Source organism: Pseudomonas sp. MCal1, assembly GCF_026341415.1.
Classification (GTDB): Bacteria; Pseudomonadota; Gammaproteobacteria; order Pseudomonadales; family Pseudomonadaceae; genus Aquipseudomonas.
Map to the genome: position 1 here is coordinate 114,839 of NZ_JAKUMP010000018.1, position 16,594 is coordinate 131,432.

A 16,594-nucleotide genomic window follows, 5' to 3' on the forward strand; every position below is an offset into this window, starting at 1 on the left:
CTGTGTGACGCCTCGACGCAAGCCTAGCGGAGCGCGGATTTTTGGCTATCGGGGATTTGTTTCCAATCGTTCGTGAATGTTTCTGAAAGGCACGGGGCAGAGCGCAGGGATCGTCCTCCGGATTGGCCGGAACGCCGTCGTTTGCCCCTTGCATGACATATCGGGCTGCTGCTTAATACGGTGCGGCTCATGGTGTCGAACGGCGTTCGACGACCGACAATCACTATAAGAAAGAGCAGTCCATTGGTTCATCTGCACGGAACGCAACACGCGAACCCGGTGAAGTTGTCGCTGGTGATTCCCGTATTCAATGAAGAGGACAGCCTCGACGGCTTTCTCCTGCGCATTCATCAGGTTTTCGAGCAAGAGGCGCTCGTCCAACTGGAACTGGTGTTCGTCAATGACGGCAGTTCCGATACAACGCTGGAACGCTTGCTGCATTGCCAGCAGAGCGATTCGCGCATCCGCATCGTCGATCTGAGTCGCAATTTCGGCAAGGAAGCGGCCATGTCCGCCGGTTTGCAGATTGCCACCGGGCAGATCGTGGTACCGATCGACGTTGATCTGCAGGATCCTCCCGAAGTCATTTTGCAGATGATCGAACGCTGGCGGGAGGGTTTCGAGGTCGTGCTCGGCCACCGCATCAGCCGGCGCAACGACACTTGGGCCAAACAGACCTCCGCCAGTTGGTTCTATCGCCTGCACAACCGGATTGCCGATCAGCCATTGCCCGAGAATGTCGGCGATTTTCGCTTGATGGATCGCTGTGTGGTCGATGCGTTGCTGACCTTGCCCGAGTCGCGGCGCTTCATGAAAGGCTTGTTCGCCTGGGTCGGTTTCCGCACCACGCAGGTCGAATATGAACGCCCCGAGCGGGCGGCGGGGCAGAGCAAGTTCAATGGCTGGCGACTGTGGAATTTCGCGCTGGAAGGCATCACCAGTTTCAGCACCGAGCCGTTGCGGATCTGGACGTATCTGGGGGCGCTGGTGTCTCTGGTGTCGTTCGCCTTTGCGATGTTCATCGTGCTGCGTACGGTGCTGCACGGTGTCGATCTGCCAGGTTATGCGTCGCTGATGGTGGCGGTGACATTCCTCGGCGGCCTGCAACTGATCGGCATTGGCGTGCTCGGCGAGTACCTGGGCCGCACCTACATCGAAGCGAAGCGCCGGCCGGTTTTCCTGGTGCGCCGCATTTACGAATCCAAGGACTGACAGATGGATCTCAAGGAAACCGACATTCTCGGCGACAGCATCGGCGAGCATTGGTATTACTGCTCCAAGGCAGCGGCTACCCGCCGCCTGCTGGGTGAGGCGCCCATCAAACGAATTCTCGACGTCGGCGCCGGTTCAGGATTTTTTTCCCATCATTTGTTGACGCACACGGCGGCACGCGAAGCCTGGTGCGTGGACATCAGCTACCCGGCCGACTCCAGCGCCACCACTGCCGGCAAACCGGTGCATTACCGTCGCTCGATCGACACCGTGGATGCTGATCTGGTGTTGCTGATGGATGTGTTGGAGCACGTCGATGACGACCTCGGCCTGCTCAAGTCTTACGTCGACAAAGTGCCCTCCGGCAGTCGCTTCCTGATGACCGTGCCGGCGTTCCAGTTCATGTGGAGCGGGCACGATGATTTTCTCGAACACAAGCGTCGCTACACCCTGGGGCAGTTCGAAACTCTCGCCCGAAAGGCCGGATTGACGGTGGAGCGGGGCGCCTATTACTTCGGCGCGGTCTTCCCGATTGCGCTGGCGTCGCGCCTGATACCCGGCGCTCGGGGTTCGGCACCGCGTTCGCAATTGAAAAAACACCATCCGCTGGTCAATAGACTGCTGAAAACCCTGTGCAGCCTCGAGCTGCCGCTGATGGGCATCAACCGCGCAGGCGGACTGAGTGTGTTCGTGCTGGCGCGCAAGCCGTGATGGCGACGAAACGGTCCGCACTGATTCAGCGCGGTGTGCGTTTTGCCGTCACCGGTCTGTTCGTCACGGCGCTGCATGCGTTGGTGGCAGTGCTGTTCATCAATTTCGTCAGTCCTGTGCCTGCGTTGGCCAACGGCGTCGCCTTTATCGTGGCGACGGTGGTGTCCTACGTGATCAACACCACCTGGAGTTTTTCCGCCCGGTTGCACGGCAAGACTCTGATGCGTTTTCTGATGGTTTCGGCGGGCGGCTTTCTGTTGGCAATGTTCGTGGCCTGGGCGGCGCAGATGGCCGGGCTGCACGATCTGGCCGGAATCATTGCCGTGGCGCTGACGATTCCGGCATTCACCTTTGTACTGCATAACTTCTGGACGTATCGATGACGGATTCACGGGAGCACCCGGCACTTCCCCTGTTGCCGCTGCTATTGGGTGTTCTGGTGTTTTTTCTGGTGGTCGGGCCGCAAGCGCTGAATCCGCAGAACATCGCCTGGCTGGAGCAGGGCGATCCGGCGACGCATTATCTGGGCTGGGCGTTTTTTCGGCAGGCGCCCTGGACGTTCCCGCTCGGGCTCAATCCTTCTTACGGCCTGGAACTGGGCAGCGCGATCATTTTTTCCGACTCCAATCCACTGCTCGCGCTGTTGTTCAAACCGTTCAGTGCCTGGTTGCCGGAGACCTTCCAGTATTTCGGTTTGTGGCTGTTGGCCTGTTGTGTCCTGCAAGCCTGGTTTGGCTGGAAGCTAATGGGGCTGATGACGACCCAAACCTTGATTCGACTGCTAGGGACGGGGTTGCTGGTGTTCTCGCCTGCGATGTTTTTGCGCATGGGCGCGCACCTCTCGCTGGCGGGCCATTTCCTGATCCTGGCTGCGCTGTACCTGACGCTGTTGCCGAACCTGAGCCGACGTCGTGTCGCCTGGGGAACCTTGCTTGCTGTAACGGCATGGGTGCACGCCTACCTGCTGGCCATGGTTGCGCTGATCTGGGTGGCGGATCTGCTGGGCAAGACATTCAATCAGTCATTGACCCGGCGTCAGGGGATGATTGAAGGGGGCATGCTTTTCGCTCTGGTAAGCGTGTGTTGCTGGCAGGCCGGGTATTTCAGCATTGCCGATGGCGCGGCATCCGGTGGCTTTGGTTTGTACCGGATGAATCTGCTGTCGCCCCTCGACCCGGCCGGCTGGTCATTGATCCTGCCTGATCTGCCGAAGGCCGACGGGGATTACGAAGGTTTCAACTACCTTGGTCCGGGCGTTCTCTTGTTGGCGCCGCTGGCGCTGATTGCCGGATTTCGAAACCGCCAACCCTTGCAGGATCAGGTGCGCGCGCGTCCATGGCTGCTGATGGCGCTGTTCGGTTTATGGCTGTTCGCTTTGTCGAATCAGATCGGTATCGGGGCGTTGAATCTCGATTATCCGCTGCCGAAAAGTTTTGTCGCGCTGGCCAATATCTTTCGTGCCTCGGGCCGGATGTTCTGGCCGGTTCTGTATGTCTGCATCCTGGCCGCGATTTTTCTGGTGGTACGCGGTTATCGGCCGCGCGTCGCCATCGGTCTGCTCGCGGTGGCGCTGCTGATCCAGGTTGTCGATACCCGAAACGGCTGGATGGGGCTGCGGCAGGGAAAAATGGTGGCACCTTCGTCGGTCTGGGCCAGCCCGATGACTGATCCTTTCTGGGCGAGCGCCGCTGCGCGTTATGCCAATGTCCGCAGTCTGATGCCACAGAATCAAGGAGAGCGCTGGCAGATGATTGCCGGTTTCGCAGCGACCCACGGCATGAAGACCGATGCTGTCTATCTGGGACGCATGAGCACTTCGGCGCTGGTGCGGGCACAGCAGAACGCCCGCGCGATGCTCGATTCGGGGCAGTACGACGCAGATTCCTTGTACGTCCTGGACGACGATGCTTTGGTCGATGCCGCGAGAACCATCAACAGTGAAACCGATCTGCTGACGCGCGTGGACGGGATTGCGGTACTGGCGCCGGGCTGGAAACGTTGTGTGCAGTGCCTGTCCGTGCAGGATGAGGGGCGACGGATTTCACTCCTTCCCTTGACTCGCCCGGGACAGGCGTTGGTCTTCAATTATCGAAACCGGCAACTGGCCAGCGGCTGGTCGAAGCCTGAAAGCTGGGGGACGTGGACGGAAGGTCAACAGGCGAAAATCCAATTGCGCGTGTTGCCTCCGGCGAGTTCGATCGTGATCGACGCATTGGCATTCATACAGCCCGGGCACCCCGGCCAGCGGGTGATCATCAGTCTGAACGGCCAACCAGTGCTGGATACCCGTTTGACGCAGTTTCAAGGCAATCGCCTGGAAATTCCGATCAGCGCCCAGCTTAACCAGCGCCTCGGGAACGATGCCCGGCTCGAAATCGAATTACAGTTGCCGGATGCCGTCAGCCCCCGACAGTTGGGGATCAACGACGATTCGCGGGTCATGGGTCTGGGGCTGAAGACGTTGACGGTGCAATGACGCACCGTTTCGATGGACGCCGCCCCCACGGCCTTTCTACACTGCCGCAATCTGGGGATCGGGGGGCAATGGATGAACCGCAATGAACTACGCAAGGCCGACATCAACCTGATGGTGGTATTCGAGACCTTGATGCTCGAACGCAACGTGACCCGGGCCGCCGAGAAGCTGTTTCTCGGCCAGCCGACCATCAGTTCGGCGCTCAATCGTTTGCGCACCATGCTTAACGATCCGTTGTTCATCCGCGTCGGCCATCGCATGGAGCCGACCGCCCGCGCCGAAGACATTTATCGCCATCTAAAGCCCGCGCTTGACTCGCTGTCGGTGGCGCTGAGCCTGACCCGGGATTTCGACCCGGCCGTCAGCACCATGACCTTTCGCATCGGTCTGTCGGATGACGTCGAATTCGGCCTGTTGCCACCATTGCTTCGGGTATTGCGCCAGGAGGCGCCGAACGTGGTGTTCGTGGTGCAGCACGTCGATTACTGGCGGATTCCCGATCTGCTGGCCGCCGGCGATATCACTGTCGGCATCAGCCAGACCCGCGGCCTGCCGGCCAACGCCAAGCGCAAACTGCTGCGGCATATTCAGCCGAGCATCCTGCGCGCCGACAAATCCGACACGCCGCTGACACTCGATGAATATTGCGCACGCCCCCACGTGCTGGTTTCCCACACAGCCAATGTCAGTGGCTACGCCGATGAGTGGCTGGCGGATATCGGTCGCACCCGTCAGGTGGTGCTGTCGGTGCCGCAGTACAGTTCGTTGCCGGCGTTGCTGGCCGGCACCGATCTGATTGCCAGCCTGCCGGACTACACCGCCGAAGCCATGGCCGCTTCCGGGTTCCTGTTCAAGGAGCCGTTCCCGTTCAAGACCCCGACCCTTGACCTGTCGATGGTCTGGCTCAGCCACGTCGACAGCGACCCGGCGGAGCGCTGGCTGCGTTCGCGGCTGGAGCAGTTCATGAGTGAGCGTCCGGTGATGTCGTCGTTGGCGTGAGTCATGCGTTGCTGTGTTATATGTACGACCTTTCCGCCGAACCACTGGAGCACCGAGATGCCACACCTGCACCTGGAATACACCGCCAACCTGCCGCAACTGAACGCTGACGTGGCGTTGATCCGGCTCAATAACACGCTGGTGGGTTCCGGTCAGTTCTCGGCGGAGTTCGATATCAAGAGCCGTGCGCTCAAGGTTGAAACCTTCAAGGTCGGCACCGCCATGAACGAGCGCGCCTTTGTGGCGGTGAGGCTGGCGCTGCTCAGCGGGCGCTCTCCGGAGATCAAGAAGCAACTGTCGCAGAGCCTGTTGGCGGTATTGCAGGAATTGTGCGAATGGCCGGCCGGGGTCGAGGTGCAGTTGAGTGTGGAACTGCTCGACATCGACCGCGAGTCCTACAACAAGACCGCCATCGGCGTGTAGGACTCAGGCCGCTTCCAGCTCTGCGCAGGTCTTGATGACCTGCTCGCGCAGCCAGAGGTTGGCGCTGTCCTGATCGACGTTGTGGCTCCACTGCATGTCGAGGGTAAACCCCGGCAGGCCATTCGGCGCCTCGCAGTGGTTGAACACCGCTTCGTTGGTCAGTAAACGCTGGATCCGCCGGGGCAGGGTGAGAATGAAATCGGTGCCGGTGATCATCTTCAACGCCGCGCTGTAACTGTTGGAGCGGGCGACGATCTGGCGTTTTTGCGCCTGGCGCGCCAGCCAGCCATCGACCATGTTGGTGGTCGACGTCCACGGCGTGGGAAACACATGCCGGCGTTCGGTAAAAGCTTGCAGACTCAGTCGCGGCTCCAGCGGCGTGGCGCGTTTGTCGAAAACGCAGACCAGATCATCTTCCAGCAACATGCGTGATTTCAGGTCGGCGTGACTGCGATGGAAGTGCGGGCCGAAACAGATCACCAGATCGAGGCTGCCGTCGCGCAACTCTTCGACCGGCACGTCGGTTTCGAACTTGTGCATGTTGACCATCACCGGCAAGTCATCGAAGTCAAAGCGCTTCAACATCCGCGGCAGGATCAGTTGCTCGAAGTATTCCGGGGCACAGATGTTGAAGGTCACCGGTTGCGCCATCGGGTCGAAGGTCGGGGCGCCGGCGTGGCAGAGGTTGATGCTTTCGAGGATTTTCTGCACATGGCCATACATGCTGCTGGCCTTGTAGGTCGGGCGCATGCCCGTGCGGGTATTGACGAACAAATCGTCTTCGAAGCTGGTACGCAGTTTTTTCAGGCAGTAACTGACGGTGGACTGGCTGACGAACAGCGACTCCGACACGTCGGTGACGCTGCTTTGCTCATACACGGCGACAAACACCATGAGATCCTGCATGTCGAGCTTTCTAAGCAAGTTACTGTTCAGCATCCGTTCTGTCTCGCTGTGCTCCTTGCGCCGAATCCGCGCAAACGTGTGCGCATGATCGTAACGGAACGATGGTGCCAGGAGAAAGCCCTGTAGGACGTTTCACTGTCACTTGTGGGACAGAAAGTTTTAGTAACACGACGTACACAATCAAACCCGGAAAAGCTGGCCAGAAGCCTTTATCCAGACGAGGCGGCCTGCCGTTCGCCCGATCAGCCCATGTGCCGGGTGTAATGCCGTGGATCAAAACGCAGCACCATCAACAGCATGAGCGCCATCACTGCCGTCAGTGACCACCAGGCCCATTCGAAGCTGCCCAACTGATCGCGCACCATCCCGGCCATCAGCGGCGAGAGCCCGGCAATCAGGTAGCCGATGCCTTGTACGAATGCGGTCAGCCCGCCGGCACGTTGCGGTTCGTCGAGGTGATCGAGGGATACGATCAAGCTCATCGGGAACAACCCGCCGATACCCAGCCCGAGCAGGCACGGCCATAGCAGGCTCAAGTGCAGGGGACTGAGGATCAGCCCCACAAACCCGGCGATGATCAGGCCGAGCAGGGCGCCAAGCACCAGGCGTCGGTCACGGCTGCGATTGGCGATGGCCGGCACCACCAGCCCTGAAATCACCTCCATGGCCGTCAGAAAACCCAGCATCAGGCCGGCGTTTTGTTCGCTCCAGCCCTTTTCCACGTAATACGGCGCCAGCCAGGCGAGCACGCAGGTGTAGGACGCGGTGCCGAGACCAAAGAAGATCGCGAGCAGCCAGGCGCGGGAATTCGTGAAGAAGGATTCTTTTCTGACAACGGCCCGGTTGGTGTTCGGTGACGTGGCGCGGTTTTTCCACCAGAAAGGAATGGCGAGCAGTGCCAAAACCGCCCAGACAGCCAGTCCCGCCCGCCAGTTGCCGGTCTGCATCATCACCCACGGTGCGAACGAAGCGGCCAGCGCCGCGCCGCCCATGATCGAAGTGACGTAAAGGCCCATACACAGCGCCACGTTGTCGGGAAATCGCGATTTGATCAGCGCGGGCATCAGGGCCTGGATCAGTGCAATACCGATCCCGGCCAGCACGGCGCTGGCGATCAATCCGCCCGCTGAATCGAGAAACAAACGCGAAAACGTCGCCAAGCCAATGATCACCAGCGACAGCAGCACCGTGCGCTGTTCACCGAGGCGCTGGCTGACCGCCATGCCGAAAAACATCGCCAGCCCCATCGCCATCACCGGTAGCAGGGTCAGTAACGCTGCGAGACTGAAGCTCAGCGCCATATCGCCGCGAATGGCCGAGAGCAAGGGGCCGACCGCCGCCATCGACGGGCGCAGGTTGAGGGCGACCAGGATGATGCCGAGCATGAGCCAGAAAGCGGGGCGGGCAGTGGCGCGAACGTTTTCCATCTTCAGACCTTTGAACCAGGGGCTGTTGATTAGGCGGGCAGGCGAGCGGGGCGGCAAATCAGAATGTCATGACCGCTATCGAGAAACTCGATACGGCACCTCGTGGCCCGCGTCTTAACCACAGCTGAATCATTCTCAAATACGCTGCATATTTCATGGTTATTTCATCGGCCAACTAATCGTTGGCTTCTTTTTCACAAAAAATTGATGGTTGCCTGCTTAGAGTTTGTGTGGTCTGCGTCAATGAAATTTTCACAATTGGCGACGGCACTTCTTTCAAGGAAATAGTCCCTCGCCATGTTCAAGTTAAAAGCCGTGCACCCGGAATGGGTGACGTTGTTTGCCAGCGCCTTTCTTTTGACCGGATTCAATTTCGTTCTCTGGCAACACCTGTTCGACATCACCGCCGCGGACGGCAAGGGCATTGCGATGCGCATTGCGTTCGGGGTGATGATCTTCGCGGCGTATAACATCGTCTTGACGCTGCTGGCGTTTCGACCTGTTTTGAAACCTGTGTTGACGTTGTTGTTCATGGTCAGTGCCGGCGTAGCTTATTTCATGAGCCAATACGGTGTATTGATCGATGCCGGCATGTTTCGCAACTTTGCCGAAACCAATGCCACCGAAGTTCGCGATCTGCTGTCTTTGAAGTTGCTGGTTTATATCTTGTTTTTGGGTGTCTTGCCGTCCTGGTTGTTGTGGAAAGTTCCAGTCAACTATCGTCGCTGGCATCGCGAGTTATTAAGCAAAGTTGTGGTGAGTGTCGCGTCGGTCGCGGTTATTGGCGGCGTCGCGTTGGCCAATTATCAAGGACTGTCGTCGCTGTTTCGCAATCACCACGAAATTCGCCTGATGCTGGTGCCGAGCAATTACATCGGCGCCTCGGCCGGTTATCTGCGTGAGCAGGTGGCTTCGGCGCATCAACCGTTCGTCACGCTTGGCGAAGACGCCCAGCGTAACGCCGCCGTGCAGAACCATCCGCGCAAATCCCTGACGGTGCTGGTAGTGGGGGAAAGTGCCCGGGCGGAAAACTTCGGCATCCTCGGTTATGACCGCGACACCACACCGAAACTGGACAAGGAAGCCGGCCTGATCGCCTTCACCGACGTGCATTCCTGCGGCACCGAAACCGCGGTGTCGGTGCCGTGCATGTTCTCCAACATGGGCCGCAAGGATTACGACGCCAGCAAGGCGAAGAATGAGGAAGGGTTGCTGGACGTGCTGAAACGGGCCGGGATCGACGTGATCTGGCGCGACAACCAGTCCGGCTGCAAAGGCACCTGCGACCGTGTCACCCTGCAGGATGTCAGCAATCTGAAAGACCCGGCGCTGTGCGCCAACAGCGAATGCCGCGACGAGATTTTGCTGCAAGGCCTGCAAAGCTTCATCGATCACCTGGACAAGGACACTGTGCTGGTCCTGCACCAGATGGGCAGTCACGGTCCGGAATACTTCAAGCGCTATCCAAAGGAATACGAGCGCTTCACCCCGGTGTGTGAAAGCAATGCGCTGAACAATTGCAGCCGCGAAAGCATCGTCAACGGTTACGACAACACGCTGGTGTACACCGATCATGTGCTCTCGAGCCTGATCGATGTGCTGCGCAGCAATCAGGACAAGGTCGATACCGCCATGCTCTACCTGTCTGACCACGGCGAATCCCTGGGTGAGTACAACCTGTTCCTGCACGGCACGCCGTACATGCTGGCGCCGGAGCAGCAAAAACACGTGGCAATGCTGGCGTGGTTCTCTGACAGCTATCAGAAGTCTTACTCGGTCGACACCCATTGCCTGCAAATGAGCCGCGACAAGCCGCTGAGCCAGGACAACCTGTTCCACTCGATGCTCGGTCTGCTGGAGGTGCAGAGCAAGGTGTACCAGCCGGATCTGGACATGTTTGCCGGCTGCCGGGGCGCGGTGATCGACGGGGTGCTGGCCAAGGACTGACCGGCAGACTCAATCTGTAAGACTATTCTTTCCCTCAGGCAGGAGATTTCATCAAGCTCTTGCCCTGTAGAGGCGCGGAAAGCGCCGGTGGCGATATATACTGCGCGCCATTCTTGAAGGGAGAGCCGTGTGGCCATCGATATTCACTGGATTCGCGACAACGATAGCCTCGCGCAGTTTTGCGCCGAGTGGCAGCAGCTGCCGTTCGTTGCCCTCGACACCGAATTCATGCGGGTCGACACCTTCTACCCGATTGCCGGCCTGTTGCAGGTCGGCGACGGCAAACGCGCCTACCTGATCGACCCGCTGACCATCAACGCCTGGCAACCTCTGGCCGCTTTGCTGGAAAACCCGGCGGTACTCAAAGTCCTGCACGCCTGCAGCGAAGACCTTGAAGTCCTGCTGCGCCTGACCGGCAGCCTGCCGGCGCCGCTGTTCGACACCCAACTGGCTGCCGCCTACCTGAACCTCGGGTTCTCGATGGGTTATTCGCGTCTGGTGCAGGAAGTGCTCGGCATCGAACTGCCGAAGGGTGAAACCCGTTCCGACTGGTTGCAGCGTCCGTTGTCTGACACGCAAATCAGCTATGCCGCCGAAGACGCCGTGCATCTGGCGGAGGTTTTCGTACAACTGCGTCCGAAACTGTCCGACGACAAATACGCCTGGGTGCTGGAGGACGGCGCCGAACTGGTCGCCAACCTGCGCCGCGAAACCGACCCGTACGAGGTGTATCGCGAGGCCAAACTGGCGTGGAAGCTGTCCCGCGCCCAACTGGCCGTACTGCGTGAGCTGTGTGCCTGGCGTGAACGCGAGGCCCGTGCCCGCGATCTGCCGCGCAACCGCATCGTCCGTGAACACTCGCTGTGGCCGCTGGCCCGGACCCAACCGGACAGCCTCAGCGCGCTGGGCAAGATCGAAGACATGCATCCGCGTACCGTGCGTCAGGACGGCGAGTTTCTGCTTGATCTGATCAAGCGCTCTGGCAGTGTGGGGCCTGATCAATGGCCGCCAGCTGTGCCGGAGCCATTGCCGATCGAAGCCGCCGCGCTGATCAAACAGCTGCGGGCGCTCGGTCAGGCCGAAGCTGAGCGTCTGGGCATCGCGCCGGAGCTGATGCTGCGCAAGAAAACCCTCGAAGCGCTGGTCAAAAGCGGCTTCCCCGAGGGGCCTTACCAATTGCCTGATTCGCTGCGTGGCTGGCGCCGCGAATTGATGGGCCAGAAGCTGCTCGACAGCCTGGCCACCGCCGGAGAACAGCCTTGAAACGTATTTGTTCCATTTATCAAAGTTCGAAGAAAAGCGGCATGTATCTGTACGTGCTCAAGAGCGATGCGCTGGAGCGTGTGCCGGAAGGCCTGATGGCGGCGTTCGGCAAGGCGAAGCACTCCTTCGATCTGGTGCTGACCCCCGAGCGCAAGCTCGCCAGCGAAGACATCGCCGTGGTCCTGGAAAACCTCGACAAGCAGGGCTATCACCTGCAGATGCCACCGGCCGAGGAAGAGTACATCGAGCACTTGCCCGAAGAGTTGCTGCGACGCAACGACCCGGTCTGATCCGCGAGGCCCTGTCCTGGGCCTCTTGTAACCCCTGGAACGGTTTTTACGGCGACGGCTGCCCCGAAGTGGACGGCCGCCTGCACGGTTTGCGAAAGGTTTGAAGATGCGCGTTCTGATTGCTGAACACGACCACGCGATATACGCCCGACTGCTGCGTCAGGCGGCCCCGGAGCTTGAAGTGCTGACCAGCGGCGACTCCGCCGAACTGGCCCGTCAGGCCGTCGATTGCCCGGTATGGCTGGGTCAGCCGGATCTGCTGGCGACCCTGCTGCGTCAGGGCCACCAGCCCCAATGGCTGCAATCGACCTGGGCCGGCATCACGCCGCTGTTGGCCGACGGCCTGCGCCGGGATTACCGCTTGACCCGGGCGGTCGGCATTTTCGGCCAGGTCATGGCTGAATACGTGCTGACCTACATGCTCGGCCATGAGCGCGAAGTGCTGGCGCGACTGGTCAGCCAGGTCGAGCGCAAGTGGGACAACCGCACCGGCCAGAGTCTGGTCGGACGCAAGGTGCTGATCGTCGGCACCGGTGACATCGGCCAGAGCGTGGCGCAGTTCCTGCTGCCGTTTGGCGTCGAGTTGTACGGCATCGCCAGCAGCGCTCGCGAGCAGGCGCCTTTTGTCGAAGTCGGCTCGATGGCGGACTTGCCGCGTCTGGTGGGCGAAGCGGATTACGTGGTCAATCTGCTGCCCAACACCGAGCACACCCACGACATCTACGACGCTGCACTGTTCAAGCAATTCAAGCCGACCGGGTTGTTCATCAACGCCGGGCGCGGTGTCGCGGTGGTCGACGCGGATCTGGTGGAAGCGTTGAAAGAAGGCCATCTGGCTGGCGCGGTGATCGACGTTTGCCGCCAGGAACCGTTGCCGCAACGGCACCCGTTCTGGACCGCGTGGGGCTTGCTGCTGACCGGGCACAGCTCGGCACCGACCTCGCCGCCGATGATGGTGCAGTTGTTTCTGGATAACTTGCGGGCGTATCAGGCGGGCGAGGCGCTGCGCGGCGAAGTGGATTTCGCACGCGGTTACTGACTAGAGATCGTTCCCACGCTCCGCGTGGGAATGCAGCCCGTGACGCTCCGCGTCACTGGACGCGGAGCGTCCCTTGAGGCATTCCCACGCAGAGCGTGGGAACGATCAAACGGGGCTTAGAGGGTGAAATCGCCTTCAGCCGCCAGTTCGCTCAGCGGACGACGCGGGCTCGGCGTTTCCCGTGCTTGCAGGTAATCCGCCAGGCTTGCCTTGTCACCCAGCTTGCCCACCGCGACGGCGGCGTGCAGCGCATAGCCTTGCGGAATGTTCAGCTCCTTGCGGGTCAGCTCCTGATCGAAGCCGGCCATGCCGTGGGTGTGCCAGCCGCTCAGGCTCGCTTGCAGCGCCAGATGGCCCCACGCGGAACCGGTGTCGAAGGTGTGCCACAGCGCTGGCGTTTCCTCGGTCGCGCCCGGTGCGGTGAAGGTGGTTTTCGAAATCACGATCACCAGTGCCGACGCGTGCTGTGCCCAGCTGCGGTTGAATTCATTGAGCAGACCCAGGTAACGCTCCCAGTTCGGCGTGTCGCGACGGGCATAGAGAAAACGCCACGGCTGCGAGTTGTACGCCGACGGCGCCCAGCGCGCGGCTTCGAAGAAGCTCAACAAGGTTTCTTCGGAAATCGCTTCGCCGGTAAAGGCGCGGGGCGACCAGCGATCGGTGAACTGCGGGTGGATGGCGTATTCGGCAACGCGAGGGTTGGCACTCATCGAGAGATTCCTTGCTACGTTTGAGGACAGGTTGGAAGCGAAACCCGGCGGGATCAGTTGGGCTGAACGATGGGGTTGTGGCGCAAGCCTGCAGTTCACCGGGTGCAACGCGGTCGAGCGTTAATGGCATCCGGCGAAGGCCTGGTGTGACCGGCAAAACTACTTGGCCGCGCAAAAACTGACAAGCCCCGCACAACCGGCAGTCGCCAGCGCTTGGATCACGGGGCCTTGGGCACTAGACTGGCGGCCTTTTCACCACCTGATGTTGATGCTTGAGCCATGGCCGCCAAAGTCGAACCGTTCTGGATACGCAAAACCCTCGATCAACTCGATCACGAGGAGTGGGAATCGCTGTGCGACGGTTGCGGCCTGTGCTGCCTGCAAAAGCTCGAGGATGAAGAAGACAACAGCGTCTATTACACGCGTATCGCCTGCAAACTGCTGGACCTGAAAACCTGCCAGTGCAGCGATTACCCGAACCGCATGAAGTTTGTTCCGGACTGCATTCAGCTCACCCCGGGCCAGGCCGAACAATTCAAATGGCTGCCGCCGACCTGCGGTTATCGGCTGGTCAGCGAAGGCAAGGATCTGCCGCTGTGGCATCACCTGGTCTGCGGTGATCGCGACGCGGTGCACCACGAGCGGATTTCCCAGTCCGGGCGCATGCTCGCCGAAGGCAGCGTGCCGGAAGACGACTGGGAAGATCACCTGATTTTCCGCGCAGGTTAACGATTGACCAAGGAGCAGGTATGGCGACGGGATTGCGCCGGGCGCTGATCGTCACGCTGCTGGCGCTGAGTGCGCCGGTGTGGGCGGCGAAGAAAGTCGATCTGGATTATCAGGTACGCCTGTTGCCGCAGAGCGATCAGGCCGAAGTGCGCATGACCTTCGCCAGGGGCGAAGTGGTGCGCAGCCTGGATTTCGACCTTGGCGATGGCAGCCGCTACAGCGATTTCAAGGCCGACGGCCAGTGGCAACTGACGCCGGGCAAACCGGCGCGCGGGGTCTGGCGCCCGACGGCGGACAAGGCCAGCCTGACCTACCGCGTGCGCATCAGCCATGGTCGCAAGAACGGCAGCTTCGACACGCGCATGACCCCGACCTGGGCGCTGATGCGCGGCGATGAACTGGTGCCGCCAGCCAGGCTCGATCAACAGGACGGCATCGAGCTGGTCGCACGCCTGCACTTCGAATTGCCCGATGGCTGGAAAAGCGTCGAAACCGCCTGGCCACGCATCGGCAAGAACAAATTCCGCATCGATAATCCGTCACGCCTGTTCGACCGCCCGACCGGCTGGATGCTCGCCGGCCACCTTGGCAGCCGTCGCTCGCGGTTGGGGGAAACCGAAGTCACCGTGGCCTCGCCGCAAGGGCAGGGCATGCGCCGGATGGACGTGTTGACGCTGCTGACGTTTGTCTGGCCGCAGGTGCAGGCGGTGTTTCCGCGCCATCCGAGCAAACTGTTGATCGTCGGTGCCAACGACCCGATGTGGCGCGGCAGCCTGGCGGCGCGGGAGTCGATCTACCTCAACACGCGGTTGCCGCTGGTCAGCGAAAGCGGCAGCAGCGCACTGGTGCGCGAGCTGGCGCAAGTGTTCGGACGGATCAACGACGAGCAGCGCAGCGACTGGATCAGCGAAGGGTTTGCCGAGTATTACGCCATCGAACTGGTGCGCCGTGCGGGGGGCATGAGCGACGAGCGTTACCAGGCGTTGCAGGCGAAGCTGGCCAAGGACAGCCAGAAGGTCACGACCCTGCGCGGCGAGCAGATCAGCCCGGCGCAGGTGTCGAAAGCGGTGCTGCTGTTGCAGGAGCTGGATGGCGAAATTCGCCTGAAGACCCGCAACAAGCGCTCGCTGGATGACATGCTGCGCGGGGCAATGCATCTGGGGACGGTGGACACCAAAGCGTTCGTGCAACTCGCCGAAAGCATTCTCGGCGAGTCGTCCAAAGTCCTCGATACCGCGTTACTGCAGTAATACCGTCATCGCTGGCCAGCCAGCTCCCACAGGATTGTGTGGTGACCACCGATTGGTCTCCACCCCAAAACATTGTGGGAGCTGGCTTGCCAGCGATGAGGCCAGCAGCCTCAAGGTAAATCCAGAATCAAACCCCGGCTTTCGGCGATTTCACTGAGTCATTACCGGTCACCGTGGCGGTGTTGGTCGCCGCTTCGGCATTGGCCTTGAGCTTGCTCAGCTCGTCGCCGGCCCGCTCGATCTTTGCCCGCACGTTGTTCATGTCCTGACGACTTTTCTCCAGCAGGCTTTTTACCGAGCTGTGGCCGGTGATGCCGCGGGCCATGGCCACACCGCCAATCGCCACCTGAATCAGCCCGAACACCCCGCCACGGCGCAGGCCCTTGCCGACCATGATCACGCCGCCGGCCAGCGAGCCGATGCGCTCCCAGCCTTCGACGTTCTGCTCGGAACGGCTCTGGAACGGGGTGGATTCGATACGCTCGACGCGTTTGAGCTCGGTCATGATCTTTCTCCAGGCAATGAGTAATCGATAAACAAGCTGACTGCGCAGGCGGTCAGCTCGTTCCATCGGATGTGCGGCGTTTCAGCGAAATTTCGGTCCGGAGCGGGTATTCAGGCCTTTGGCCATGCGGTCGTAGAGCACGACGTTGACCGTGGCGGCGAGGTTCATGCAGCCGGTGGTCGGGATGTACACGACGTCTTCGCACCAGTCGCGGATCTCTTGATCCAGCGAACCGTCTTCGGGGCCGAAGATGTACAGGGCGCGGTCCGGATGGGTGTATTCGGGCAAGGGGCGGGCGCCGTCGACCAGTTCCACGGCGACCGGGACGCAGTTGAGCGGCAGGATCTTTTTCAGGTCGTCGATGCCGATCAGCGGGATGTCGTAGTGCACGCGCTTGGTGTCGGTGACGAAATCGGCGGCGCGCTCATAGCGCTTGCCGGTGTAGAACACGGTCGACACGCCGTAGCAGCCTGCGGCGCGCATCACCGAACCGACGTTTTCCGGTGATTTGGGGTTATACAAACCAATGCAGCTGTACCGTTTGTCTGCCACGAGCGGGGTGCCTTCGGGAAAAAGAGGGCGATTATACGGGGATTGGGGGAGGGCGGGCAGATTGAGGATCTGCGGTGCTGATCGTTCCCACGCTCTGCGTGGGAATGCCTCAATGGACGCTCTGCGTCCGCTTTGGGACGCGGAGCGTCCCGGGC

At 60.7% G+C, this 16,594-nt stretch carries 17 protein-coding genes; 12 read left to right on the plus strand and 5 right to left on the minus strand.

Translation table 11 applies throughout. The features are described 5' to 3' along the window. Positions 1-243 precede the first annotated feature (243 nt). The 6 genes from MKZ87_RS26135 (at position 244) to MKZ87_RS26160 (ending at position 5,821) form a co-directional block, all read left to right on the plus strand. Complete coding sequence (locus MKZ87_RS26135; protein WP_413541589.1) at positions 244-1,212, plus strand: glycosyltransferase family 2 protein; 969 nt, start codon at positions 244-246, stop codon at positions 1,210-1,212. A 3-nt stretch (positions 1,213-1,215) separates the two neighbouring features. After that, positions 1,216-1,923, plus strand: a complete 708-nt coding sequence (locus tag MKZ87_RS26140) for a class I SAM-dependent methyltransferase (RefSeq protein ID WP_085700607.1) — start codon at positions 1,216-1,218, stop codon at positions 1,921-1,923. Then, positions 1,923-2,306: a GtrA family protein gene (locus tag MKZ87_RS26145; protein WP_234204664.1), complete on the plus strand. Its 384-nt coding sequence runs from the start codon at positions 1,923-1,925 to the stop codon at positions 2,304-2,306. Before MKZ87_RS26140 ends, MKZ87_RS26145 begins: the two co-directional genes overlap by 1 nt. Next, positions 2,303-4,399: a DUF6311 domain-containing protein gene (locus tag MKZ87_RS26150; protein WP_234204665.1), complete on the plus strand. Its 2,097-nt coding sequence runs from the start codon at positions 2,303-2,305 to the stop codon at positions 4,397-4,399. Before MKZ87_RS26145 ends, MKZ87_RS26150 begins: the two co-directional genes overlap by 4 nt. Positions 4,400-4,471: 72 nt before the next feature. Then, positions 4,472-5,398, plus strand: a complete 927-nt coding sequence (locus MKZ87_RS26155) for a LysR family transcriptional regulator (protein ID WP_085700610.1) — start codon at positions 4,472-4,474, stop codon at positions 5,396-5,398. 57 nt (positions 5,399-5,455) lie between these two features. Then, positions 5,456-5,821: a 5-carboxymethyl-2-hydroxymuconate Delta-isomerase gene (locus MKZ87_RS26160; protein ID WP_085700611.1), complete on the plus strand. Its 366-nt coding sequence runs from the start codon at positions 5,456-5,458 to the stop codon at positions 5,819-5,821. 3 nt (positions 5,822-5,824) lie between these two features. On the opposite strand, the gene MKZ87_RS26165 is transcribed toward MKZ87_RS26160, so the two are convergent. Continuing rightward, positions 5,825-6,760: a LysR family transcriptional regulator gene (locus MKZ87_RS26165; RefSeq protein WP_085703816.1), complete on the minus strand. Its 936-nt coding sequence runs from the start codon at positions 6,758-6,760 to the stop codon at positions 5,825-5,827. A 209-nt stretch (positions 6,761-6,969) separates the two neighbouring features. Then, complete coding sequence (locus MKZ87_RS26170) at positions 6,970-8,154, minus strand: cyanate transporter (protein WP_085703849.1); 1,185 nt, start codon at positions 8,152-8,154, stop codon at positions 6,970-6,972. Between the two features lie 297 nt (positions 8,155-8,451). On the opposite strand from MKZ87_RS26170, the gene MKZ87_RS26175 reads away from it, so the two are divergent. The 4 genes from MKZ87_RS26175 (at position 8,452) to MKZ87_RS26190 (ending at position 12,693) form a co-directional block, all read left to right on the plus strand. Next, positions 8,452-10,101 (plus strand): phosphoethanolamine transferase, encoded by a 1,650-nt coding sequence (locus tag MKZ87_RS26175; RefSeq protein WP_085703815.1) that lies wholly within the window; start codon positions 8,452-8,454, stop codon positions 10,099-10,101. A 129-nt stretch (positions 10,102-10,230) separates the two neighbouring features. After that, entirely contained in the window at positions 10,231-11,364 is a 1,134-nt protein-coding gene (gene rnd, locus MKZ87_RS26180) for a ribonuclease D (protein ID WP_085700615.1), read from the plus strand. Beyond that, positions 11,361-11,654, plus strand: coding sequence for a YcgL domain-containing protein (locus tag MKZ87_RS26185; RefSeq protein ID WP_085703814.1), 294 nt, complete (start codon positions 11,361-11,363; stop codon positions 11,652-11,654). The genes rnd and MKZ87_RS26185 overlap by 4 nt, the downstream gene beginning before the upstream one ends. Positions 11,655-11,760: 106 nt before the next feature. Next, a complete protein-coding gene (locus tag MKZ87_RS26190; RefSeq protein ID WP_007958054.1) occupies positions 11,761-12,693 on the plus strand; it encodes a D-2-hydroxyacid dehydrogenase in 933 nt (310 codons plus the stop codon). Between the two features lie 116 nt (positions 12,694-12,809). Here MKZ87_RS26190 and MKZ87_RS26195 read toward each other — a convergent pair whose 3' ends face one another. Then, positions 12,810-13,403, minus strand: coding sequence for a nitroreductase family protein (locus MKZ87_RS26195; protein WP_085700617.1), 594 nt, complete (start codon positions 13,401-13,403; stop codon positions 12,810-12,812). A 279-nt stretch (positions 13,404-13,682) separates the two neighbouring features. On the opposite strand from MKZ87_RS26195, the gene MKZ87_RS26200 reads away from it, so the two are divergent. Continuing rightward, positions 13,683-14,132, plus strand: coding sequence for a YcgN family cysteine cluster protein (locus tag MKZ87_RS26200; protein ID WP_085683109.1), 450 nt, complete (start codon positions 13,683-13,685; stop codon positions 14,130-14,132). A 20-nt stretch (positions 14,133-14,152) separates the two neighbouring features. Continuing rightward, positions 14,153-15,382 (plus strand): hypothetical protein, encoded by a 1,230-nt coding sequence (locus MKZ87_RS26205; RefSeq protein ID WP_085703813.1) that lies wholly within the window; start codon positions 14,153-14,155, stop codon positions 15,380-15,382. A 127-nt stretch (positions 15,383-15,509) separates the two neighbouring features. On the opposite strand, the gene MKZ87_RS26210 is transcribed toward MKZ87_RS26205, so the two are convergent. Further along, the gene (locus MKZ87_RS26210) at positions 15,510-15,887 is read right to left on the minus strand and encodes a DUF2892 domain-containing protein (protein ID WP_085683107.1); all 378 of its coding nucleotides are present in this window, start codon (positions 15,885-15,887) and stop codon (positions 15,510-15,512) included. An 81-nt stretch (positions 15,888-15,968) separates the two neighbouring features. Next, positions 15,969-16,439, minus strand: coding sequence for an RNA methyltransferase (locus MKZ87_RS26215; protein WP_007958066.1), 471 nt, complete (start codon positions 16,437-16,439; stop codon positions 15,969-15,971). Between the last annotated feature and the right edge of the window lie 155 nt (positions 16,440-16,594).